The organism is Winogradskyella psychrotolerans RS-3 (assembly GCF_000427335.1).
In the GTDB taxonomy this organism is placed as follows: Bacteria; Bacteroidota; Bacteroidia; order Flavobacteriales; family Flavobacteriaceae; genus Winogradskyella; species Winogradskyella psychrotolerans.
Map to the genome: position 1 here is coordinate 20,688 of NZ_ATMR01000180.1, position 23,631 is coordinate 44,318.

20 protein-coding genes and 3 pseudogenes are annotated in these 23,631 nt (G+C 32.8%); 18 read left to right on the forward strand and 5 right to left on the reverse strand.

Translation table 11 applies throughout. From position 1 onward, the window contains the following. Nucleotides 1-13 precede the first annotated feature (13 nt). Together deoD and ADIWIN_RS16380 are read left to right on the forward strand one after the other, a co-directional pair. Nucleotides 14-712 carry a purine-nucleoside phosphorylase gene (gene deoD / locus ADIWIN_RS16375; protein ID WP_020895974.1) on the forward strand — a complete coding sequence of 233 codons (699 nt, stop codon included), beginning with the start codon at nucleotides 14-16 and terminating at the stop codon, nucleotides 710-712. Between the two features lie 80 nt (nucleotides 713-792). Then, nucleotides 793-1,305: a SixA phosphatase family protein gene (locus ADIWIN_RS16380; protein ID WP_020895975.1), complete on the forward strand. Its 513-nt coding sequence runs from the start codon at nucleotides 793-795 to the stop codon at nucleotides 1,303-1,305. Here ADIWIN_RS16380 and ADIWIN_RS16385 read toward each other — a convergent pair. Then, nucleotides 1,291-2,076: a DUF6503 family protein gene (locus ADIWIN_RS16385; RefSeq protein WP_020895976.1), complete on the reverse strand. Its 786-nt coding sequence runs from the start codon at nucleotides 2,074-2,076 to the stop codon at nucleotides 1,291-1,293. The genes ADIWIN_RS16380 and ADIWIN_RS16385 overlap by 15 nt on opposite strands. Nucleotides 2,077-2,214: 138 nt before the next feature. Here ADIWIN_RS16385 and smpB point away from each other — a divergent pair, with 138 nt between their 5' ends. From smpB to ADIWIN_RS16420, 7 genes and pseudogenes are all read left to right on the forward strand, one after another. Further along, nucleotides 2,215-2,673: an SsrA-binding protein SmpB gene (smpB, locus tag ADIWIN_RS16390; protein WP_040757634.1), complete on the forward strand. Its 459-nt coding sequence runs from the start codon at nucleotides 2,215-2,217 to the stop codon at nucleotides 2,671-2,673. 12 nt (nucleotides 2,674-2,685) lie between these two features. After that, nucleotides 2,686-3,522 carry an SH3 domain-containing protein gene (locus ADIWIN_RS16395; protein ID WP_020895978.1) on the forward strand — a complete coding sequence of 279 codons (837 nt, stop codon included), beginning with the start codon at nucleotides 2,686-2,688 and terminating at the stop codon, nucleotides 3,520-3,522. A gap of 243 nt (nucleotides 3,523-3,765) precedes the next feature. Continuing rightward, the gene (locus tag ADIWIN_RS16400; RefSeq protein ID WP_020895979.1) at nucleotides 3,766-6,231 is read left to right on the forward strand and encodes a DUF5686 and carboxypeptidase regulatory-like domain-containing protein; all 2,466 of its coding nucleotides are present in this window, start codon (nucleotides 3,766-3,768) and stop codon (nucleotides 6,229-6,231) included. Nucleotides 6,232-6,240: 9 nt separating this feature from the next. Next, nucleotides 6,241-6,768: a hypothetical protein gene (locus tag ADIWIN_RS16405; RefSeq protein WP_020895980.1), complete on the forward strand. Its 528-nt coding sequence runs from the start codon at nucleotides 6,241-6,243 to the stop codon at nucleotides 6,766-6,768. A gap of 104 nt (nucleotides 6,769-6,872) precedes the next feature. After that, a complete protein-coding gene (locus ADIWIN_RS16410) occupies nucleotides 6,873-7,256 on the forward strand; it encodes a hypothetical protein (protein ID WP_152487283.1) in 384 nt (127 codons plus the stop codon). Nucleotides 7,257-7,329: 73 nt separating this feature from the next. Continuing rightward, nucleotides 7,330-8,342, forward strand: a pseudogene (locus tag ADIWIN_RS16415) (TQO small subunit DoxD). Between the two features lie 202 nt (nucleotides 8,343-8,544). Next, on the forward strand, nucleotides 8,545-10,386 hold the full coding sequence (locus ADIWIN_RS16420; RefSeq protein WP_020895984.1) for a Xaa-Pro dipeptidyl-peptidase: 1,842 nt from the start codon (nucleotides 8,545-8,547) through the stop codon (nucleotides 10,384-10,386). A gap of 237 nt (nucleotides 10,387-10,623) precedes the next feature. On the opposite strand, the gene ADIWIN_RS16425 is transcribed toward ADIWIN_RS16420, so the two are convergent. After that, nucleotides 10,624-11,265, reverse strand: coding sequence for a protein-L-isoaspartate(D-aspartate) O-methyltransferase (locus tag ADIWIN_RS16425; RefSeq protein ID WP_040757636.1), 642 nt, complete (start codon nucleotides 11,263-11,265; stop codon nucleotides 10,624-10,626). Between the two features lie 266 nt (nucleotides 11,266-11,531). On the opposite strand from ADIWIN_RS16425, the gene ADIWIN_RS16430 reads away from it, so the two are divergent. The 9 genes and pseudogenes from ADIWIN_RS16430 to miaA all read left to right on the forward strand — a co-directional run bounded on the left by ADIWIN_RS16430 (nucleotide 11,532) and on the right by miaA (nucleotide 21,262). Beyond that, nucleotides 11,532-12,491 carry a Gfo/Idh/MocA family protein gene (locus ADIWIN_RS16430; protein ID WP_020895986.1) on the forward strand — a complete coding sequence of 320 codons (960 nt, stop codon included), beginning with the start codon at nucleotides 11,532-11,534 and terminating at the stop codon, nucleotides 12,489-12,491. A gap of 155 nt (nucleotides 12,492-12,646) precedes the next feature. Beyond that, the gene (locus ADIWIN_RS16435; protein ID WP_040757646.1) at nucleotides 12,647-13,537 is read left to right on the forward strand and encodes a 3-hydroxyacyl-CoA dehydrogenase family protein; all 891 of its coding nucleotides are present in this window, start codon (nucleotides 12,647-12,649) and stop codon (nucleotides 13,535-13,537) included. A gap of 74 nt (nucleotides 13,538-13,611) precedes the next feature. Next, nucleotides 13,612-13,983, forward strand: coding sequence for a four helix bundle protein (locus ADIWIN_RS16440; RefSeq protein ID WP_020895988.1), 372 nt, complete (start codon nucleotides 13,612-13,614; stop codon nucleotides 13,981-13,983). A 76-nt stretch (nucleotides 13,984-14,059) separates the two neighbouring features. Continuing rightward, nucleotides 14,060-15,298 carry a DUF1015 domain-containing protein gene (locus ADIWIN_RS16445; RefSeq protein WP_020895989.1) on the forward strand — a complete coding sequence of 413 codons (1,239 nt, stop codon included), beginning with the start codon at nucleotides 14,060-14,062 and terminating at the stop codon, nucleotides 15,296-15,298. 56 nt (nucleotides 15,299-15,354) lie between these two features. Beyond that, complete coding sequence (locus ADIWIN_RS16450) at nucleotides 15,355-16,014, forward strand: YggS family pyridoxal phosphate-dependent enzyme (protein WP_020895990.1); 660 nt, start codon at nucleotides 15,355-15,357, stop codon at nucleotides 16,012-16,014. Nucleotides 16,015-16,094: 80 nt separating this feature from the next. Continuing rightward, nucleotides 16,095-17,458: pseudogene (locus ADIWIN_RS16455) on the forward strand (exonuclease domain-containing protein). A 76-nt stretch (nucleotides 17,459-17,534) separates the two neighbouring features. Continuing rightward, nucleotides 17,535-19,409 (forward strand): DUF3858 domain-containing protein, encoded by a 1,875-nt coding sequence (locus ADIWIN_RS16460; protein ID WP_020895992.1) that lies wholly within the window; start codon nucleotides 17,535-17,537, stop codon nucleotides 19,407-19,409. Nucleotides 19,410-19,433: 24 nt separating this feature from the next. Beyond that, nucleotides 19,434-20,330 carry an ion transporter gene (locus ADIWIN_RS16465; RefSeq protein ID WP_020895993.1) on the forward strand — a complete coding sequence of 299 codons (897 nt, stop codon included), beginning with the start codon at nucleotides 19,434-19,436 and terminating at the stop codon, nucleotides 20,328-20,330. Between the two features lie 15 nt (nucleotides 20,331-20,345). Continuing rightward, nucleotides 20,346-21,262, forward strand: a pseudogene (miaA, locus tag ADIWIN_RS16470) (tRNA (adenosine(37)-N6)-dimethylallyltransferase MiaA). A 67-nt stretch (nucleotides 21,263-21,329) separates the two neighbouring features. Here the strand turns inward: miaA and ADIWIN_RS16475 are convergent. Genes ADIWIN_RS16475 through ADIWIN_RS21990 form a run of 3 tightly spaced genes read right to left on the reverse strand, consistent with a single transcriptional unit; the run spans nucleotide 21,330 to nucleotide 23,614 of the window. Further along, entirely contained in the window at nucleotides 21,330-22,037 is a 708-nt protein-coding gene (locus ADIWIN_RS16475; RefSeq protein ID WP_020895995.1) for a response regulator transcription factor, read from the reverse strand. 9 nt (nucleotides 22,038-22,046) lie between these two features. Then, nucleotides 22,047-22,598: a sensor histidine kinase gene (locus tag ADIWIN_RS21985; RefSeq protein ID WP_316929660.1), complete on the reverse strand. Its 552-nt coding sequence runs from the start codon at nucleotides 22,596-22,598 to the stop codon at nucleotides 22,047-22,049. Nucleotides 22,599-22,633: 35 nt separating this feature from the next. Beyond that, complete coding sequence (locus ADIWIN_RS21990; protein WP_020895997.1) at nucleotides 22,634-23,614, reverse strand: sensor histidine kinase family protein; 981 nt, start codon at nucleotides 23,612-23,614, stop codon at nucleotides 22,634-22,636. Nucleotides 23,615-23,631: the final 17 nt, after the last annotated feature.

Here is a 23,631-nt window from a genome sequence, read left to right on the forward strand (position 1 = left end):
TTAACTTTGTTACATGAGTGTACATATCGGAGCCAAAAAAGGCGAAATTGCAGAAACTATATTATTACCAGGAGACCCATTAAGAGCTAAATGGATCGCTGAAACATTTTTCGACGATCCTAAATGCTTTAATGAAGTTAGAGGTATGTTGGGTTATACAGGCACCTACCAAGGCAAGCGTGTTTCTACAATGGGAACAGGCATGGGAGTACCAAGTATATCAATCTATGCCAACGAACTTATAACAGAATATGGTGTTAAAAACCTAATTAGAGTTGGTAGCGCTGGTTCTTATCAAAAAGATGTAGAAATAAGAGATGTTGTGTTGGCTATGGCTGCCTCATCTAATTCTGGTGTTAATGAACTTCGTTTTGGCGGAGCTAACTTTGCACCAACGGCAAGTTTCAACTTATTTATAAAAGCTACTGAAGCGGCTCGTGCTAAAAACATTCCTATTAAAGCAGGTAACGTTTTATCGTCAGATATCTTTTATGAAGATGATAAAGAAGCTTATAAGAAATGGTCTAAATTTGGAGTATTGTGCGTAGAAATGGAAGCCGCTGGATTATACACCGTTGCTGCAAAACATAATGTGAATGCCTTAGCTATTTTAACCATTTCAGATTCATTAGTAACAGGAGAACATACTACAAGTAAAGAGCGGGAAACAACTTTTAAAAGTATGATAGAAATTGCTTTAGAATTGGCCTAAGGTTATCTTATTGTTTCTCTCAATCTACCTGTTTATTATAGAAGTAGTAAATTAGCCTTAATTAACTAATCTATATCATTATGCATAAATTAATTCTAATTGCACTTATCTCACTATTTGTATTCTCATCTTGTGCAGAGCAACCAGAAAAAAAAGAAGACGTATCTACTTATTACTTAATTAGACATGCTGAAAAAGATCGCACGGATAAATCAAACAAAAATCCCAATCTTAATGAAGTAGGTTTGGAACGTGCCGAGAATTGGGAAGTTCATTTTAAAGCTATAGAATTTGATGCGATCTATTCCACAGATTACAACAGAACCAAACAAACTGCTTTACCTACTGCAAAAGCAAATAACTTAGACATTCAATTCTATAATCCTTCTGATATGAAAATCGAAGAATTCATAGAAAAAACGAAAGGACAAACCGTATTAGTTGTTGGTCACAGTAATACGACTCCAAAGTTTGTAAATGCTTTGTTAGGTAGTGAAAAATATGAAGATATAGCAGACGACAATAATGCCAATCTTTATATAGTTACCATATCAAAAAGTGGAAAAACCTCTGAAATATCAGTTGTTAACTAAATCAACTTTTATATTTTCGAGTTCTATTTTAGATAGTAATGTTAGCTCATTCGCTTCAAAAGCTTTTGCTAGATTTCCTATTGGAATTGTAGTGTTTTCTGGTTTATAATTATTGTAATCCACAAATCGCAATCCAGTGACATAACGTTCATTATAAGCTTCTCTAAATCGCATACCAATACCACTAACTTCAGCATAGGAATACGCTAAGTAATCAACTTTAAAAGTTTCTTTATTAACCCAATACACAAAAACATCTTCATAGTCTTCACCACCACCGTCTTCATTAAAAGTTACTTTTATTTTATGGTAATCCTTGCCTTTAATTTGCTCACTTTCTAAAAGTGATTTATTAACAGCGGTATCATTTAAACCATAAGGCAATACAGAAAAATAGTGCACAGAATTTACCGATGCAGAATATACATTAGCAATGGAATCTTCAAGTTTTACAAAAGCGTCGTTATGATAGCGTTCAAATCCTACGTTGCTCAACATATCAAAAGTAGAATCGTTATCTTTTACTAGAACACGCACTAAAAGAAACTCATGATTCTTACGTAGCGCTTGGTAATAGGTGTCTCTAAATTCAAACTTTAAACTCGATTGCTTAAAACGTTCACCACCAGAAACTGCAATAGATTTGGTAATTATATCCTCTGCTGTTAGTGTTTTTTGATTAGATTCATTATCTGTTTTAATGGAGTTTGAATTTTCATTTTTACAGCTCGATAATAAAACGACAAGTAAGACAACAATATATTTTTTCATTAAGAATTCTTTTATAACTATTAATGTCGCAAAACTAGAGATAAGATTACAATTAAAACAACGCATTAACGTAATATTAGAAACTTTGTTACTTCAAAACTTTTTAACTTATCACTTTAAAAACTATCTTTGACACCCATGCAAAAAAAGATCAACATATTAAATAAGAAAGCAAAATTTCAGTACGAGATATCAGATAAATATACGGCTGGAATTGTACTTACCGGAACTGAGATTAAATCCATAAGATCTAGTAAAGCATCTATTGCTGAAAGTTTTTGTGAATTTAATGACAGAGGCGAATTGTTTGTTATTAATATGACGGTTGAAGAATATAAATACGGCACGTATTACAACCACAGACCAAAAGCCGAACGTAAACTTTTACTCAATAAAAAAGAGCTTAAAAAACTTAAGAAAGAAATGGATGTAAAAGGTAATGCTATTATTCCTTTAAAATTGTTTCTTAACGACAGAGGTTTAGCTAAGCTTATCATTGGATTAGGAAAAGGTAAAAAACTCTACGACAAACGCGAGACCATTAAAGATCGTGACAACAAGCGAAACTTAGATCGCATCAAAAAAGATTTCCGATAGTACTTATTAGAAATGAACAAGTTTATAATTTTATTTGTTTTAACATTAAACTTCAGCTTCGCTCAAGACAGCAACCACTTAGAAATTAATCAAGAGTTTAAAATAGACCAGATTGTATATTTATTTGGCGATAATGTAAAATTAAGAAACTCTCCTTCTGTTGACTCTGATGTTGTTAAATTATTAACCATAGGAGAACCTCTAAGAATTATAGAAAAGAGTTCCGAATCTTTTGTATATAACGGTATAAACTCTCCATGGTATAAAGTAGAACACAATAACCAACAAGGTTATGTTGTAGGTGGTCTAATTTCAATAGTAGAAAAGAAAGCTAATAATGTTAGATTTCTATTTGCTACAGAAATGGTTGAAGAGAACTTGTATATTATTACAAGGGTACTTATTAACTCTAAGACTGAATATTTTGAAAATAAATCAGAATTTCTTGGAAGCAATTACGGTTTTAAGATAAACCTCTATAATAATCGAGGCGTTAAAAGCATTGATAATATTCTATTTATTAATTACCTCCCAGAATCTTGTGGAGCAAATTCTGGCGGATACTACCTCTTTCTAGACAGTAACAACCTATACAAAGTCATTGACGTTTTTTCTAGTGCAGATATTGGTTTTTGGGAATCAGAGAATTTAATTTTTCCTAATGATTCCAAAGGAGAAAAAGACAAAATAATTTATTTTCAGGAACATGGACAATATTCAGAAATGGATGATCTCGAAAATGAACCTACTTGGGAGAAGACAAGCACTACTAAAGTGAATTTAAAATGGGTTAACAACGCGCTTCAACCCAATCCAAAAACCATTACCAAAAATCTCAACAAAGAATAGTCCTCAACGACACTTTGAGTCTATATAATATAGGTTTTTTGTAATTTTATTTAGTCAAAACGATAATTTTAAGATTCCTATAACTTTTACCATTCTATTTTTAGTCTAAGTTTGGTGCAACCTTTTGCAATTTATTTGCGTCTGTTATAAATATGTACCACAAGAATTTTTCAACTTTAGGCACAAAATTTGTGAATAGAAGTAAAAATTCGAAATAAACTTTATTTTCATCAATCACTCCCTATGACTAAAAAACTACTCAGCGCCTTCTTAATTTGTATAAGTACATTAGTGTCCGCACAAATCACCGGTAATATTACAGACAATAACAATGAAGTACTTCCTTTTGTAAACATTTTAATAGAGAACACTTATAAAGGTACCACGAGTAATGATGATGGTTATTATGAGCTTAATATTTCAACACCAAAAACCTACACTATTGTTTACAGTTATCTCGGCTATAAAACGGTAAAAAAGACCATTACGATAGAAAAATTTCCATTTGAATTAGATATCACTTTAGCAGAAGAATCTGTATCGCTTAATGAAGTTGTTATCGATTCTGAAAACGATCCTGCAAATGCCATAATGCGCCAAGCCATTGCCCAACGACAAGCCAATCTCGAAAAAATAAATTCATTTAAAGCCGATTTCTACTCTAGAGGCTTAATTAAAATTAAGGATGCTCCTGAAAAAATAATGGGTCAAGAAGTTGGTGATTTAGGCGGTGGCTTAGATTCTACACGAAGTGGAATCATCTATTTATCTGAAACGATTTCTAAAATTCAGTTTCTAAATCCTGATAAGCTTAAAGAAAAAATTACAGCATCCAAAATCAGTGGAGATAGCAATGGTTTTAGTTTTAATAGTGCTTTAGATGTTGATTTTAATTTCTATAATAATACCATTAGTTTTGGTAACGAAATTATTTCGCCAATCGCTAATAATGCTTTTGGTTATTATCGTTATAAGCTTGAAGGTGTTTTTTACGACGACAGAGGAAATCTTATTAATAAAGTAAAAGTCACGCCAAAACGTGAAAACGATCCTGTGTTCTCTGGGGTCATTTATATAGTAGAAGACCAATGGGATATATTCGCTATAGAATTAGATGTTACAGGTGTTCAAGCGCGTATTCCAATGGTTGATGTGATCTCTCTACAACAGAGTTATTCGTATTCCGAATCTGATGATATTTGGGCTCAAATTTCACAAAGTATCGATTTTAAATATGCTTTATTCGGAATTAAAGGTGAAGGGCGTTTTACTGCTGTTTACAGCAATTACGAATTCAATACAGGATTAACCCGAAAAGATTTCAGTCGAGAAATTGTGGCCTACGAAAAAGAAGCCAATAAAAAAGATTCTATATTTTGGAATGCTATAAGACCTGTGCCTCTAACATCAGAAGAACGTACAGATTACCTAAGAAAAGATAGTATTCAAGTTTTACGAGAGTCTAAGCCGTACTTAGATTCTATTGATGGTGTTAACAACAAATTTAAACTAAGTAAGGTCTTAGGTTACACCTATCAAAATTCTCATAAGGATTATCGTTTAGGTTATAGCATTCCGATTTTAGGAGTGCAATTCAACACCGTTCAGGGCTATACCGCAAAAGCAAATGTATTTTACACTAAGAATTATGACGATTTCAACCGCTTCTTTAGAGCAAGTGGAGATATTCAATATGGCTTTTCTGATGAACGCTTACGTGCCACAGGTTCATTAACCTATAAATTTAATAGCATTAGTAATTCATTCTTAAGTTTATCTGGTGGTGTTTCTGCGGAACAGTTTAATCCTTCTAATCCTATTTCTCCATTAATCAATTCTGTAAGTACGTTGTTTTTTGAAGATAATTACATCAAATTATATGATAAAAGTTATGCCGCTTTAAACTATTCAGAAGAGCTTTTTAACGGCTTCAGATTGTATGCTGGTTTGAGTTTTGAAAGACGAAAAGCCCTTTTCAACACTACCAATCAAACCTTTTTTAATGAAGAAAATGATGTTTATACTAGCAATAATCCTTTAAATGAAACAGCCTTTGGAATTGCTCCTTTTGAAACACACCATATTATAAAAGGGAATATTGATGCACGTATTAATTTCGGACAAGAATATTTAAGTTATCCTGATGCTAAATATAATGTAGGTAACGACGATTATCCAACCTTATATTTAGGCTATGAAAAAGGCTTTGGTGCCACAAATAGCGATTATAATTTTGACCAAATTAAAGCAAGTTTAAGACAGTCGTTTAACATTAAGGACAAAGGCCGATTGAAGTATAACCTAAAAGCCGGCACCTTTTTTAATGCCGATGATATTGCTTTTATGGACTACCAACATTTTAATGGTAACCAAACCCATACTAGCTTTGATGGCAATTACACTAATGTCTTTAACAACTTAGACTATTATTCTGCCAGTACAAATGACGCTTATTTTGAAGGCCATGTAGAACACGATTTCAACGGATTTTTATTAGGAAAAATGCCATTATTAAACAAGTTGAATTTTAATTTAGTTGTAGGAGCACATTTACTAGCTACCCCAGACTTTAAACCTTACCAAGAATATTCCGTTGGTTTAGATAATATTGGCTGGGGAAAATGGAGATTATTACGTGTTGATTATCTTCGTTCGTACCAAAGCGGATTTCAAAGCGACGCTATTGTTTTTGGTTTAAAATTCTTTTAACTTTATCATATGAAAAACATTCTTTTACTCATCGCATTTTTAATTTTTACTGGTATCTCAGCCCAAGAAAAAAAAGATTATTCAAAAAATGTCGCTTCTATAGATAGTACAGTCGCTACTTTATACGCTGTAATTTCCGGAGATAAAGGAGAAGCTCGGAATTGGGATTTATTTAAACACCTATTTTATAAAGATGCAAAACTGATTGCAACCGGTAAGAATGAAAAAAAGCAAACCACCTTGCGCTATATGTCGTCTGAAGATTACATTAAGTTCTCTGAAAAATGGTTAATGGATAATGGTTTTCATGAGTTAGAAATAAAAAGAGAAACCCAAACCTTCGGAAATATTGCACATGTGTTTAGTACCTATGAAGCTTTTAATAGTAAAAACGACGACACGCCTTTAATGCGAGGCATTAACAGTATACAGTTATTTAACGATGGAAAACGATGGTGGATTGTTAACCTATATTGGAATCAAGAATCTAAGGAAATTCCGATTCCAGAAGACCATTTACCAAAAAGTTCAAACTAATCGCTTCCGTTTTAGTTTAGAGAAAAGTGCTCAGTAAACTCTTGTAAGAACAATAATTAACAAATCTTTTAAAGTTTTAATTTTCTAAACCTCATATTTACCCAGTGAAAATCCCAAACCACATAAAACAATTGACGTCTATCCTGTCCATCATAGGTTTGGCTGTGTTATTGGTGTTTTCACCTTGTAAAGTCCGAAATTCTATTCAAGATATTGTTGAAACTCCCAAAACGGAAGTTTCAAACAAAAGTATATCCTCCTTAAAAAGTAGTGTTTGTGATATTTCTACAGATGCGGAATTGGGCATTTCAAAGTCTAATCATAGCCTTCAACTATCGCAAGCAGTATTGGTAAAACTTCCGCAATTCAATGGTAATACTGCTTCACTTTCTGATAGACCCGTAACTCAATATTACAACGCTAGAGCCGATATTCCGCCTTTAGCTCCTTACTATATTCTCTTCAAAAACAATAAAGCGTATCTATAATTAATTTTCTTCAAACTGAAGTCTAGCAACCTCTGCTAGCAGAAAATTATTATTTACATTATAGATATACAACATGAATTTACATATTAAAAACGATTCGGGTTTCTTAGCCCTTGCAGTCAGAATGGTCATTGGTTGGACTTATTTTTCTGCATTTTTTAGAAGAACACTATTAGCAAACAAATTAGATCCAGAATTACCTGGTTATATCGGTGAAAAGTTTAACCACTTTCTGCCAAACGCCTTAGGCATAAAACCTATTATTCAATATTTAGTAGAAAACCCTGATATATTATATTACAATATGGTCGCTTTTACCATTATTGAAGGTATTGTAGGTTTATTCATTATTTTCGGATTATTCACTAGACTTATGAGTATCGGTGTGTTTGGTTTGGCAATGGGCATTCTATTAGGTTCCGGATGGATAGGAACCACGTGCTTAGACGAATGGCAAATTGGAGTCCTTGGTATTGCAACGGGTTTCCTTTTGTTTTTAACAGGAAGTGGTCGTGTTTCATTGGATAATTATTTAATGAATAGAAATGTAGCTTTTACAAAAAGAAATGGTTTGCATGGTTAGGCTCGGGATTAATTCCTATTAAAGACAGCATTTTTGCTAAGGTTGTTATTGTGGGTTCATTCTTCATTTTTGGGTTAACCTTATATACCAATCAAGTATTTCATGGTGGACTTTGGGGAACCTTACACAACAAATCTGTAAAACCTAAACTTGAAATTACAGAAGGCAAATTGAATGAAAACGGTCTCTCTTTTGATGTTTTTAGAGTTGAAGGTGTTGATGTTTATGGTGCTTGGATTATTGGCATAGAACTTAAAGATGCCCAAAACAATGTGGTCATGAATTATACTCAAGATCAATTGGCTAAACTACCAGAACATGCTATTGAAAATTATTATATCGCAAAAGTAAAACCTGGTAAACATAGCTTAATCGCTCCGTTGGGCGCCAAAGCCAAAATGAAATTCAATTCTTCCGATATTCTGAAGTTACCAAGTGGAACGTACACTTTAAAAATGACAGATATTAGTGGTGCAAGTTGGGAGCATCAAATAAACAAATAGGATTAAAAAAACAAACTCCAAAAATTGTAGCGTCTTTGCTATATCTATTTGGAGTTTGTTTTTCTATTTAGGATACCTTATTCCAAATTTAAGAACGTAAAAGATATTCCCATTGAAAACATCAAACTATTCCTAATAAGCATTAAAAGTTTAATTTATACTTCTTACTTTTATCAAAACGCTTATAAAATTATATTCTCACATGGTATTTTCACTAAAATCAAACACACTATTTGCTTTCGCATTGGCATTTTCAATTTTGAGTTGTGCGCAAACCACCACAGAAAAAGCAACACCTGTTTTTAAAGATGGAGAAGCTCAAATTGTTGAAGCTTTTAGTGATTCAGACCAATGGATTCGCCACGATTTATGGGTGGAAACAGAATTTGACACAGATGGAGATGGGCAACCAGACCGCATGCATGTTGCAGTTACACGTCCGAAACAAACAGAAACCGAAAATCTAAAACTACCAATAATCTATGTTACAAGTCCTTATTTTGCGGGAGTTGCTGCTGATTTACCTGGAGTTATGTGGGATGTTAATATCGAATTAGGTGAATCGGCAAAAGAACGCGTTCATCCCGAAGTCACACGCAGAGGGCAACGACCAATCATCTCTAATTCTCACTTAAGAAAATGGGTTCCAAGAGGCTATATAGTCGTCCATTCTTCTTCACCTGGAACTGGTTTATCAGATGGAGCACCAACTATTGGTGGGCAAAATGAATCTTTAGCTCCAAAAGCAGTAATCGATTGGTTATGTGGCAGAGCAAAAGGCTACACCGAACGTGAAGGAACCGAAGAAGTAGAAGCCTATTGGTCCACAGGAAAAGTAGGAATGACTGGAACGTCATATAATGGCACTTTACCTTTAGCTGCGGCAACAACTGGTGTTGAAGGCTTAGAAGCTATTATTCCTATTGCGCCAAACACGTCGTATTATCATTATTACCGCTCTAATGGCTTAGTACGCTCACCTGGAGGATATTTGGGAGAAGATATTGATGTCCTTTATGATTTTGTGCATAGTGGCAAAGAAGAAAATCGACCATATAATAATAAAACCATTAGAGATACCGAAATGAAAAACGGTATGGATAGAGAAACTGGCGATTATAACGAATTTTGGGAAGGAAGAGATTACCTTAATCAAATGGATAACATGAAAGCTGCGTTACTTATGTCTCATGGTTTTAACGATTGGAATGTAATGCCAGAGCATAGTTACCGCATCTATAAAGCTGCAAAAGAAAAAGGCTTACCCACTCAGATTTACTATCACCAAAACGGACATGGTGGACCACCACCAACGGCGATGATGAACCGTTGGTTTACAAAATACCTTCATGGAATTGATAATGGTGTTGAAAAGGAGGAAAACAAATCTTATATCGTAAGAGAAAATGATGATCCGCAAATGCCTACGGCATATAAAGATTATCCAAATCCTGAAGCTTCACCTGTAACTTTAAATTTAAAAGTAGTTGGAGTATTACCTGGAAATTTAACACATAATCCTGGTACTATTGGATTTGAATCTTTAACTGATGATGTTACAATTTCTGGCAGTGAACTTGCAAAAGAAGCTTTTTCAATAAACAGACTATTATATGTCACACCCGTTTTAAAAGAAGGTCTTCATATTTCCGGTTTAGCCAAAGTGAGTATTACGTTATCTAGTAATCAACCTGCTGTAAATCTTTCGGTTTGGTTAGTGTCATTGCCTTGGGAAGAAGGAAAAGACATCAAGATTACGGACAATTTAATTACAAGAGGTTGGGCAGATCCTAAAAATCACAAATCCTTAACAAAAGAAGAAGATTTAAAACCTGGACAATTTTATACCGTAAATTTTGATTTACAACCAGATGATCAAATCATTAAAGCAGGACAACAAATTGGTTTTATGATATTTTCGAGCGACAAAGAATTTACGTTACATCCCAAAGCAGGAACTGAGTTGACTATTAAATTAGACAAAACATCATTAACATTGCCTATTGTAGGAGGCTTAGAGTCTTTTAAGAACGCGACTAATTAGTAACCTTATATTTAGAGTTTCTAGGTTTATAATTTATCTATTTAATTAGGTTTTCACTATTGAAATCTGCAAAGAAATAGTTCAGTAAATAAAATTATGACTCTATAAAGTCTAGACTCTTTGCTCTTTGCTCTTTGCTCTTTGCTCTTTGCTCTTTGCTCTTTGCTCTTTGCTCTTTGCTCTTTGCTCTTTGCTCTTTGCTCTTTGCTCTTTGCTCTTTGCTCTTAAAATAAAAAACTAATTCTTATCCTCTAACATTGGGACAAATCTAAAATCGCCAAACTCGTGTTTTTCAAAATCCTTAGGGCCTTTTCTGATGAATAAGGTCATCACTTGCACATCATCTCCCACAGGAATAACAAGTCGTCCTCCAATAGCTAATTGACTAAGAAGTGGATTAGGAACATAAGGAGCACCAGCTGTTACAATAATGCTTTGAAAAGGAGCTTCAACAGGCATGCCCTTATAACCATCGCCAAAAATGAGACTTTTGGCTCTGTAACCTAATTTAGGTAAAAATTTAGACGTCTTTTTAAAGAGTTCTTGTTGACGTTCAATACTATAAACTCTAGCTCCAAGTTCTAAAAGTACCGCTGTTTGATAACCACTTCCGGTCCCAATTTCCAATACTTTATGTCCTGGTTCAATTTGTAATAATTCAGATTGAAAAGCTACAGTATAAGGTTGAGAAATCGTTTGGTCTGCAGCAATAGGAAACGCTTTATCTTGATACGCATGATCAATAAAACCAGAATCCATAAACAAATGCCTCGGAATTTTACCAATCGCTTTTAAGACATCTTTATCTTTAATATCTTTATTTATAAGTGTTTCAACAAGTTTTTGGCGCATCCCTTGATGCTTGAATGTATCTTTCAAAGCGTAGTTTAGTTTACGCTAAAATACTTCAAAGAAAAGCAAATTCCAACCTCTTAAAGTTCAAATCCACAAAAACTTAATCCAAATTCGTTACTTATCTTCAAAATTAAGGCTTTACGAATACTAGTTTTTTAAAGATTTTTAAGTGCGATGTATCCTATGGCTAGAATCAATTATAATGCTGACAATTCTTACAACGAACTTTTAGACTTTCTTTGCGAATTTTCTAATACAAATCCACTATTTTTGTTAAAAACATAAAAAATATGCTCAAAGCTGGTGTGCTTGGTGCTGGTCACCTTGGTAAAATTCATTTGAGATTACTCAACCAATCCAATAAATACGACCTTATTGGTTTCTATGATGCTGATCCTGAAAACGCTAAACGTGTTGTAGAGGAATTTGGTTATCGATACTTCGATTCTATTGATGATTTAATAGAAGCCGTTGATGTCGTTGATATTGTAACTCCTACCCTTTCCCATTATGATTGTGCTAAACTAGCCATCAAAAAAGGAAAACATATTTTTATAGAAAAACCGATTACCAATACGGTTGAAGAGGCTGAAACGATTAGAACTCTAGTTGCAGAACACGGCGTTAAAGGTCAAGTTGGACATGTAGAGCGTTTTAATCCTGCTTTTATTGGCGTTAAAGATCAGATTAAGAATCCGATGTTTATAGAATGTCATAGACTTGCTGAGTTTAATCCTCGTGGTACAGATGTGCCAGTGGTTTTAGATTTAATGATTCATGATATTGATATTATTCTTTCTGTAGTGCAATCTCCGGTTAAGCATATTTCGGCAAGTGGAGTTTCGGTTGTTAGTGAAACACCAGATATTGCTAATGCACGTATCGAATTCAAAAATGGCTGTGTCGCTAATTTAACAGCAAGTCGTATTTCATTAAAAAATATGCGAAAAACACGTTTCTTTCAAAAAGATGCTTACATCTCTGTAGATTTTTTAGAAAAGAAATGTGAAGTGGTTAAAATGAAAGATGCTCCAGAAAACCCTGGTGATTTTGATATGATTCTTCAGAATGCGGAAGGTATTAAAAAGCAAATCTATTTCGACAATCCAGAAATAGCAAACAACAATGCTATTTTAGACGAATTAGAAGCGTTTGCAGATGCCATTAATAACAATACAAAGCCAATTGTTACTTTGCACGACGGTACTGAAGCCTTGCGCGTAGCAAACATGATTATTAATCAGTTTTAAAAACGAAACGTCATAACGACTAAGGACTGAGGACTGAGGACTGAGGACTGAATATGATCAACTTTTTTAATTGAAATTCAAATTCAATATTAAATTATTAATCAAATAGATTGCCACGACTTGAAAAAAGTCTCGCAATGACAAATACATCAGAAATGAAAAACATAGCAGTAATAGGTGCAGGTACTATGGGAAATGGTATTGCTCATACTTTTGCACAATCCGGATTTAAAGTTCAACTTATAGATCTTAGTGAAGCGTCTCTAAAACGAGGTATGGATACCATTGCCAGAAATTTAGACAGAATGGTCGCTAAAGAAAAAATTAGCGAGGCTGATAAAGCAGAAACTTTAGGAAATATTACCACATTTACGAGTACAGAAGATGGTGTTAAAAATGTTGATTTGGTTGTTGAAGCAGCCACAGAAAACATCGATTTAAAATTAAAAATCTTTAAACAACTTGATGCTGTTTGTAGTGAAAACACCATTTTAGCTACGAATACCTCTTCAATTTCTATAACTCAAATTGCAGCTGTCACATCTCGACCAGAGAAAGTTATAGGCATGCACTTTATGAATCCTGTGCCAATTATGAAATTGGTAGAAATCATTAGAGGTTATAGTACGAGCGATGACGTAACGACTACGATTATGGACTTATCTAAAACCTTAGGTAAAGTACCAACTGAGGTTAATGATTATCCTGGTTTTGTGGCCAACCGTATTTTAATGCCAATGATTAACGAATCTATTGAAACCCTTTACAACGGAGTTGCTGGTGTTGAAGAAATCGATACCGTTATGAAGTTAGGTATGGCACATCCAATGGGTCCATTGCAATTAGCGGATTTTATTGGTTTAGATGTATGTTTATCTATTTTGAACGTAATGTATGATGGTTTTAAAAATCCTAAATATGCTCCATGTCCATTATTAGTAAACATGGTTATGGCAGGGAAATTAGGCGCCAAATCAGGTGAGGGCTTTTATGACTATACTGAAAGTCGGAAGGCGGAAAAAATCGCATCGCAATTTTTGAAATAGAAAGTGTAAAGCCTGAAGTGTGAAGTGTGAAGTGTGAAGTGTGAAGTAAGATTACTCAATTAATACAGTAATTAATGAAAGTACAAGACTTAATAGCTTACAAAAAAGGTTTTAAATTAGCAATGGACATATTTCATCTTTCTAAGAAATTTCCTAGAGAAGAAACGTATTCACTTACTGATCAAATTAGAAGATCTTCTCGAAGTGTTTGCGCTAATTTATCTGAAGCCTATCGAAAACGACGCTATCCGAAACACTTTATAAGTAAGCTTACAGATTGTGATGCTGAAAATGGGGAAACACAAACTTGGCTAGAATTTGCTTTAGCTTGTGATTATATTTCAAATGAGACCTATAACAACTTACTAAAAGAATCACAAGACGTAGCTAATCTTTTAAACTATATGATATTAAATCCTAAAAAATTCGGTTCAAGCGAATCTTAATTTAAAGTGAAATTACCTAAAAAGGACTTTAACTTTTTACTCAACACTTTTCACTTTTCACTTTTCACTAAAAAAAATGCCAAAAATAATCCCATTCAAAGCCGTAAGACCTACAAGAGCAATTGTCGGACTTGTTGCTGCACGTCCTTATCAAAGTTATACGATTGATGAACGCGAATCTCGAATGGCATATAATCCGTTTAGTTTTCTTCATATTGTTAATCCTGGATATAAATACGATCAAGAAGTTACAGGAGAAGAACGTTACAGACTCGTTAAAAACAGGTATTTAGAATTTAAAGAGGATGGTATTTTTATTCAAGATAGCACACCTTCTTTTTACGTTTATAAAATTGTGAACCGACATGGTCAAGAATTTAGTGGAATTATCGCTGCTACAAGCGCAGAAGATTATGAAAACGACATCATAAAAAAGCATGAAGACACTATTGCCAAACGCGAAGAAACTTTTAAAAGCTATTTACAAACTGTTGGCTTTAATGCTGAGCCTGTTTTATTAACCTATCCTGACAATGCTATAATTGCGGATATTATAAAGGAAACTCAAAAAAAACATGCCGAGTTTGAATTTACCATGACGTATAGAGACACCCATTACTTGTGGAAAATTGATAATGAAAAGACTATCGCGACGATTCAAAGTGAATTTAAAAAAATGAAAACAATTTATATTGCTGATGGTCATCATAGATCGGCTTCATCTTACCTATTATACAAAGATGAAAAAGCAAAGAATCCTAATCATAATGGCAGTGAGTCTTATAACTTTTTTATGTCGTATTTAATTTCGGAATCCGATTTAGTGATTCACGAATTCAATAGATTGATAAAAGATTTAAACGGTTTAACTAAAAAAGAATTTTTAATACAACTAGATGCTTCCTATCGTATTGAAAATAGAGGAATAATACCTTATAAACCATCAAAACCACATCATTTTAGCATGTATTTGGATGGTGAATTTTATTCGCTTTATTTAAGAAAAACAGCTTATGAATTTAATACCGCATTAGATCAATTAGATGCGCAATTACTGTATAAAACGATCCTTCAATCTATTTTAGGAATTAATGATTTACGACATGATAATAGAATTTCGTATGTTAACGGCCAACATGAAATGATTACCATTAAAAGTAGTGTAGATAGTGGAGAATATGTCGTTGGCTTTGGGATGTGTCCTTCTAATGTGCAACAAATGAAAGAGATTGCAGATGAAGGCTTAACAATGCCTCCAAAAAGCACTTATATTCTGCCGAAGTTGAGAAGTGGAATCACTATTTATGAATATTAAAATCACGCTTAATTGTTCTTTATTGAATAAGAACAATTAAACAACAAACGTTAAAAATGAGTATTAAAGACAATCTAAATAACATAAAATCAACCTTACCAGCACACGTTACACTTGTTGCCGTTTCAAAAACGAAACCTGTGTCCGATTTAATGGAAACTTACAACGTTGGACAACGCATTTTTGGAGAAAACAAAATCCAAGAGATGGCTGAAAAGCATGAACAAATGCCAAAAGATATTGAATGGCACATGATAGGTCATGTTCAGCGAAATAAGGTAAAATATATGGCTGAATTTGTGAGTTTAATTCATGGAGTCGAAAGCTTTAAATTATTAAATGAAATTAATAAGCAAGCCAAAAAATACGATAGAATTATAGACTGTTTACTTCAGATTAAAATAGCAGAAGAAGACAGTAAATTTGGTATGTCCGCTTCTGATGCTTCTACCCTTTTACAATCCGATGAATTTTCTGAATTAAAGAATATTAAAGTTGTTGGTGTTATGGGAATGGCCACATTTACAGATAATATGGCACAAGTTGAAAACGAATTTAAATCCCTAAAACACACATTCACAGAACTTAAAGCTATAAATCCGAAACTCAAAACAGTAAGCACGGGAATGAGTGGAGATTACCAACTAGCAATTGACTGCGGAAGTACTATGGTTCGCGTTGGAAGTAGTATCTTTGGAACAAGAAACTATAATTAATTAGTTCTCAGCCGCATCAGCTCCCGAGAGATTAAAACATCGGTTTTCAGGCAAGAACTAAACATTAAAAACGATACAACATTTACGCAATACTAGACATAGAAACCACTGGTGGAAAGTTCAATGAAGAAGGCATTACAGAAATTGCAATCTACCAATTTGATGGCCATAAAGTAACAGATCAATTCATTTCATTAGTTAACCCAGAACGAGAAATTCAACCTTTTGTAGTTAATCTTACAGGCATTAATTCTAACATGCTTAAAAATGCACCTAAATTTTATGAGGTTGCAAAACGCATTGTTGAGATTACGGAAGATTGCATCCTAGTCGCCCATAACTCATCATTTGATTATAGAATCCTTAAAACTGAATTTAAACGTTTAGGCTTTCCATTTAAAAGAAAACACTTTGTACTGTGGAACTTTCTCAGCAGCTCATACCAGATATGGCATCATATAGCTTAGGTAAACTAACGCGTGCTTTAGGAATCCCAATGAGCGATAGACATAGAGCTAATGGTGATGCTATGGCTACTGTAAAGTTATTTAAGATGTTACTGAACAAAGACCTAGATAAGGTCATTGTAAAGGATGCTATTAAGATTGAAAAGAAATCTAACATCGCTACCAATCTTAAGGATATTATAGAAGAACTACCTTCGGATACGGGTGTGTACTACATTCACAATGCAAACGGTGAAATCATTTACATTGGTAAGAGCAATAACATTAGAAAACGCATTATACAGCATTTTACAGGAACAAATTCTAAGTCTAAAAAAATTCAAAAATTAGTTAGTACTGTAACTTATGAAAAAACAGGAAGTGAATTAGCGGCATTATTAAAAGAAAGTGCCGAAATAAAGGCAAACAAACCTATTTTTAATAGAGCCTTACGACGAACTGTTTTTACACACGCCTTATATAGTTCTACCGACAAGAATGGTTATGTCAACCTTTTTATCGATAAATCCAATAGAGAAGACAATCCTATTACAACATTTAGCAATAGAGCTAGTGCGAAACATTTTATGTTTAAAGCCGCAGAAGATTTTAATTTGTGTCAAAAACTCACTGATTTATATGACACAAAAACAAGCTGTTTTAAATATGAAGTAAAAGAATGTCTTGGAGCTTGCATTAATGAAGAGCCTATAGAATACTATAATGAACGCGTAGATACACTTATAGAGAAATTTAGTTACGCAAATAAAGACATGCTTATCATTGATAAAGGTCGGAGTATTGAAGAAAAAAGTGTGTTTTTAATTGAGAATGGAATTTTTAAAGGGATGGGATTTTTTGACTTAAACCATCAAATTAACAATAGAGCTATCTTAGCATCTCTTATTACTCCAATGGAAAACAATAGAGATACGCAGCATATTATTCAAAGTTATATGAGGCGAAACAAAAGACTCAAAATTATTGATTTAAATTGAAATATATGATTTATAGATTTACAATTGTAGCACTATTAATTACTTTTTAGGTTTTTCCCAAGATTATAATGTGGCTATGACCGTTACTAAAAGTGATTTAGAACTCAACTCTTATTCTAAAGACTCTACAGCAAATGCCTTGGTTATATATGATTACGGAAATAGTTTTATAGATGAAGAAAGCTTTTGGTTAAGATTTCAAACCGAACAAAAGATTAAGATTTTAAGAACAGAAGGTATTGATAGAGGCCAATTTGAGGTTCAACTTTACAAAGGAAAATCTTCTAAAGAAAAAATTAAAAATATAAAAGGCACAACCTATAACTTAGAAAATGGTAAAATCGTAAAAACACATTTAACAAAAACAGCCATTTTTGAAGAGGAAAACGAAAATTATACATTAGTTAAATTTGTTTTGCCTAATGTAAAAGTAGGAAGTGTAATAACCGTAAGCTACGAAACACAATCTCGATTTACAACTAAATATCAACCATGGTTTTTTCAAGGTAACGATCCTGTTTTATACAGTGAATACAACACAAGTATTCCTGCTAATTATGAATACCATAAAAAACTTGTGGGTAACATCCCCTTAGACACACATGATTTGAGTATAAAAAGAAATTGTTTAGTACTTGGATATGGAGCAAGCGCAGATTGTACTATTTCTAAATTCATTATGAAAAATATTCCTGCTTATAAACCTGAAGATTATACAACCACTGCTCTAAATTATATTTCTAGAGTAGAATATGAAATGAGTGTTTTTAGGACCTTTGATGGTAAAATTGATGAAATGTCTAAAACATGGAAAGACGTTGATAAAGAGTTAAAAATTGATTCCGATTTCGGAGGACAAATCAGCAAAAGGAGTCTCGTAAAAGGTGTTTTACCCGATTCTATTTCTTCCATTTCCGATAACCTTACAAAAGCAAAATCGATTTACAAGCATGTTATTAATAACTATAAATGGAATGGAAAATTTGACCGCCATGATGTTTCTGTAAAAACACTGACTAAAGAAAAAGTAGGTAGCGCATTCGAAATAAATCTATTATTAGAGAACCTCTTGTCTAGTGAAGATATTAAGGTCTTTCCTGTTTTAATGTCCACTAGAGGAAATGGTTTAGCTACGAAAGTATATCCTGTACTGACGGACTTTAACTATGTAATAGTCAAAGCTATAATAGATGATGAAATTTATTTTTTAGATGCCACAGACCCTTACCTAGCCTATGGAGAACTACCATTTAGAGCTTTAAACCAATATGGACGACTAATGGATTTTGAGAATGGTAGTTATTGGGAAAACATTACCGTTAAAGATTTTTCTATGCGAATACATCGTGTTGCGCTCTCTTCTTTAGAAGATGAACAATTAATTGGTAATATTCAAAGTACATTTAGAGGTTACCATTCTCACAATCCTAAACAACGATATGACGAGAATCCAATTACTTATTTAGATAAAAAAATAAATAATCACACAGACATAACTATTGATAATCTAGAAGTTATCAATTTCAATACGTCTGAATCAAATTTTAATGAGAGCATGGATATTGTTCTTGAACCCGAATTTATTGGTAATAAAATATATTTGAATCCGTTTATCATTAAATTTTTTGAAAAAAACCCCTTTCAACTTCAGGAAAGAACCTACCCTATCGATTTTGGTTATAAAGACGTTTATAACTATAGTATGAAAATAAATCTTAATGAAAATTTAAAAGTTCTCGAAATTCCAAAGACTGTTAATTATGCATTACCAAATCACTCTGGTAATCTTATATTTAATGCAGAGCTACAAAATAATGAGCTTATACTTTATTTTAAAGTTACATTTAGCCTGCCAATTTATCCGGCTGAATATTATCCGTATTTAAAGTCGTTTATGGATAAAGTTGTCGAACTTCAAAACAACACTGTTATTATTTTAGAAAAACAATAATTTAACTTTTCGTACATTTAGAATATGGAATCGAATAAGAAACATACTTGGAAATCGATACTTCACGAAGTTATCTATGAAGCGGATACTCCTTCTGGGAAGCTTTTTGATATTTTATTGTTAGTATTTATAATACTCAGTATCGTTTTAGTAATGTTAGAGAGTGTGGTAAGTATCGACAGAGAATACCATAGACTCCTGTATATCGGAGAGTGGATTGTAACCATATTATTTTCTATTGAATATATTTTAAGGATTGTTTCTGTAAAAAAACCACTTAAATACATCTTTAGTCCATTCGGTATCATCGATTTTTTATCGACTATACCAATGTATTTATCATTCTTCTTTGTAGGATCTCAAGCTCTAGTAACACTAAGAGCCTTACGATTACTTAGAGTTTTCAGAATTTTAAAATTAGCGAGATACTTAGGCGCCTCAAACCAACTCAAAGATTCCATTGTTGCAAGTCGTGTAAAAATTATGGTATTTTTATTTGCTGTCATGATTTCTTCTGTAATTTTTGGTACCATTATGTATTTAGTTGAAGGAGAGGCTAACGGTTTTGATAATATTCCTAAAAGTGTGTATTGGTGTGTGGTTACCCTTACCACTGTTGGTTTCGGTGATATCGCACCACAAACCGCACTAGGCCAACTCATCACAACGTTTATCATGATATTAGGTTACGGTATTATCGCTGTACCTACCGGAATTGTCTCTGCCGAATACGTTAGAACTAACCAAAAAGCAGACAAAGAAAATGAAGCCTTAGAGCAAAATAAAAATGAAGCAGTGAAATTGGATAATGATAATATAAAAGTTCATCTTAACTCGCAACACTGTGATTATTGCAACGTTTCAAACCATAGAGATAATGCAGATTTTTGTTATAATTGCGGACACCCACTTCACCATTAATTTGTAGATATTATAATGTCTAAAACACCCCAAAACTTTGTAATTGCCATTGTTGGCCCGACTGCTATTGGTAAAACGGCGTTAAGTATAAAACTGGCTCAACATTTTAATTCTGAAATTATATCGGCAGATTCTCGTCAATTCTTTAAAGAAATGGCTATAGGAACTGCGGTGCCTTCCAAAGAAGAATTAAGTGCCGCTCCACATCACTTTATTCAACATAAATCAATTAAAGAGTATTTTAGTGTTGGTGATTTTGAACGGGAAGCGATTTCTAAAATCAACGATTTACATCAAAAACATCCTATTGTAGTTATGGTTGGTGGCTCTGGATTATATGTAAAAGCTGTAACCAAAGGTTTAGATTATTTTCCAGAAGTGGATGCCAATATTAGAGAAAATCTTAACCTTCAACTAGAAAATAGCGGCTTAATTCCATTGCAAGAACAGCTTAAGACCTTAGATTTAGAAGCTTACAATACAATTGCCATAGATAATCCTCAACGCGTTATTAGAGCCTTAGAAATTTGTATTGGTACAGCTAAACCGTATTCTTCTTTTCTTACTAATTCAGAAAAGAATAGAGAATTTAAAACCATTAGTATTGGCTTAAGTGCAGATCGCTCTATGATTTACGATAGAATTAATCAACGTGTAGATATAATGATCGCTAACGGCCTACTAGAAGAAGCTAAATCACTTTTGCCGTATAAAGATCTTAATGCATTAAACACGGTTGGGTACAAAGAGTTGTTTGCTTATTTTGAAGGTGAATCTACTTTAGAGTTTGCTATTTCTGAAATTAAAAAAACACAAGACGCTTTGCAAAAAGACAACTTACTTGGTTTAGAAAAGACGACGCAATTACTTGGTTCGATTATGAGACTAACATTGAAGCCATCCTAAACCATATAGACACTCAAATTAAGTAATACACGGCCGTATAGAAACAAAAAATCCAGCTCAATGAACTGGATTCTTTATATATAAAGTAAAGGCTTATTTGTTATTAATAACTAATCTGAAGCCTTCACCATGAATGTTTAAAATCTCAACATTTGGATCTGGTTTTAAGTATTTACGTAATTTAGCAATATACACATCCATACTTCTAGATGTAAAGTAATTATCATCTCTCCAAATTTTTGTTAATGCTAATTCTCTCGGCATTAAATCATTTTCGTGTAATGCTAATAAGCGTAACAATTCATTTTCTTTTGGAGATAATTTAGAAGGTTCACCTCCATCAAACTTAAGGAAACGTAGTTTAGAGTTTAAATCAAAACGACCAATCTTAAATTCAAATTGTTTACTATCTGCAACAGTATCTTTTGCTTTACGTTGCATTATCGCTTTAATCTTCATTAATAAAACCTCACTATCAAAAGGTTTATTAAGATAATCATCTGCTCCTACTTTATAACCTTTTAGTACATCTTCTTTCATGGCTTTAGCCGTTAAGAATACGATAGGCACATCTTCATTTTTTTCTCTAATTTCTTTGGCTAATGTAAAACCATCTTTATAAGGCATCATAACGTCTAAAATACAAAGATCATAATCGTCCTTCTTGAACTTTTCAAAACCTTCCATGCCGTTTTTAGCATGTACTACGTCGTAATCGTTCATCATTAAATAATCTTTTAAAACAGTTCCAAAATTGGGATCGTCTTCTACCAAAAGAATTTTTTTGTTTTGCTCTTCCATAATTCGTTTTTATGATATTAACGGCATCTTTATTATAAAAGTGCTGCCTTTTCCTTTTTCACTTTCTACTGATATATGACCTTGATGGTCTTCTACTATTTTCTTAACATATGCCAAACCTAAGCCGTGTCCTTTTACATTGTGCACATTTCCTGTATGTTCTCTATAAAACTTCTCAAAAACACGTTTTGCAACGGCTTTAGACATTCCGTTACCTTGGTCTGCTATTTTTACAATGATATTGTTACCTACATTTTCTGTATATACATCTATTTTTGGTGCATCATCCGAGTATTTAATAGCATTGTCTAATACATTAACAATAACATTTGTAAAATGCGTATCGTTTGCCAAAACAGATGTCTGTTCAGCTTTTAAATGTGTTTTTACATAACCTTTTCTATCTTCAACTATTAATTCTACGTGCGTAATGGCATCTTCTACTAGCTCGTGTAAATCTAGACGTTCCTTGCTTATATTTAGCTCATTCTTATCTAACTTAGAAATACGCAACACATTTTCTACTTGGGCATGCATACGCTTATTCTCTTCTTTTATCATTCCTAAATATCGCAACACCTTTTCTTGGTCATTGATTATTTTAGGGTTTTTATTGAGTCTAAAGCCAAATTAATTGTGGCAATTGGTGTTTTAAACTCATGCGTCATATTATTAATAAAATCCGTCTTAATCTGTGATATTTGACGTTGTCTTATTAATTGATAAATAGCACTAGTATAAGCAATAATTATAACACCTGTAAATATTATTGAAAGTATAATCATCCAAAATATTGATGATATTAAATACTTCTTTCTTTCAGGAAAATCAATCCAAAGATTATAACTACTTTCATTATTATTATCTAAAAATATCTTAACTCCATGAGCGTCTGGTGACATTTCAAAATTTTGAGACTGCACTTTTGTTGCTAAATCATTGTCATAAATGGCAAATTCAAAATCTAAACTTACACCTTCGTCTTCTAATTCACGTCTTAAAAAAGTTTCAACCTGTTTTGCTGTAACACGGTTATAAACCAATTTGTCTTTTAATAAATCTTTAAAAGAATCTTCATAAAACTGTTTATCAAAAGCATTTAAAGAAGAATATTCTCTTATTCTAGTTTCTGGGTCTATTCTCCTTACGCCATCAATAGTTGTAATATTATAAGTCTCTGTAATACGCTCACTATATAACTTACTGATACTAAAACTATCCGCATCAATCTCATTAAATAATGAAGGCACCTTAAAACGTTCTTCTAAAACAGTATTGCGATGTACAATGGTTTTATCATTAATATCATCATCTTCCGCAATTAACAATTGTTTAATGATGGAAGAATCCATCTTATTCTCTTTATTTAGATACGGTCCTATTTTATCGAAATAATTTCTAAATTCATATTCCTCAATTGCTTTAGAAACGTAACTTAGTGAACGCTTTACGCTAAACGTAAAGTTTTTGTCTTCATTTATTATACTGTTATTTATAAAAAATGATTGTACAAAAATAATCCCAATGAGAGATAAACTCATTAAAACTATCAATAACACAAATAGCTTTTTGCTCATCAGTCAAATTTAACATT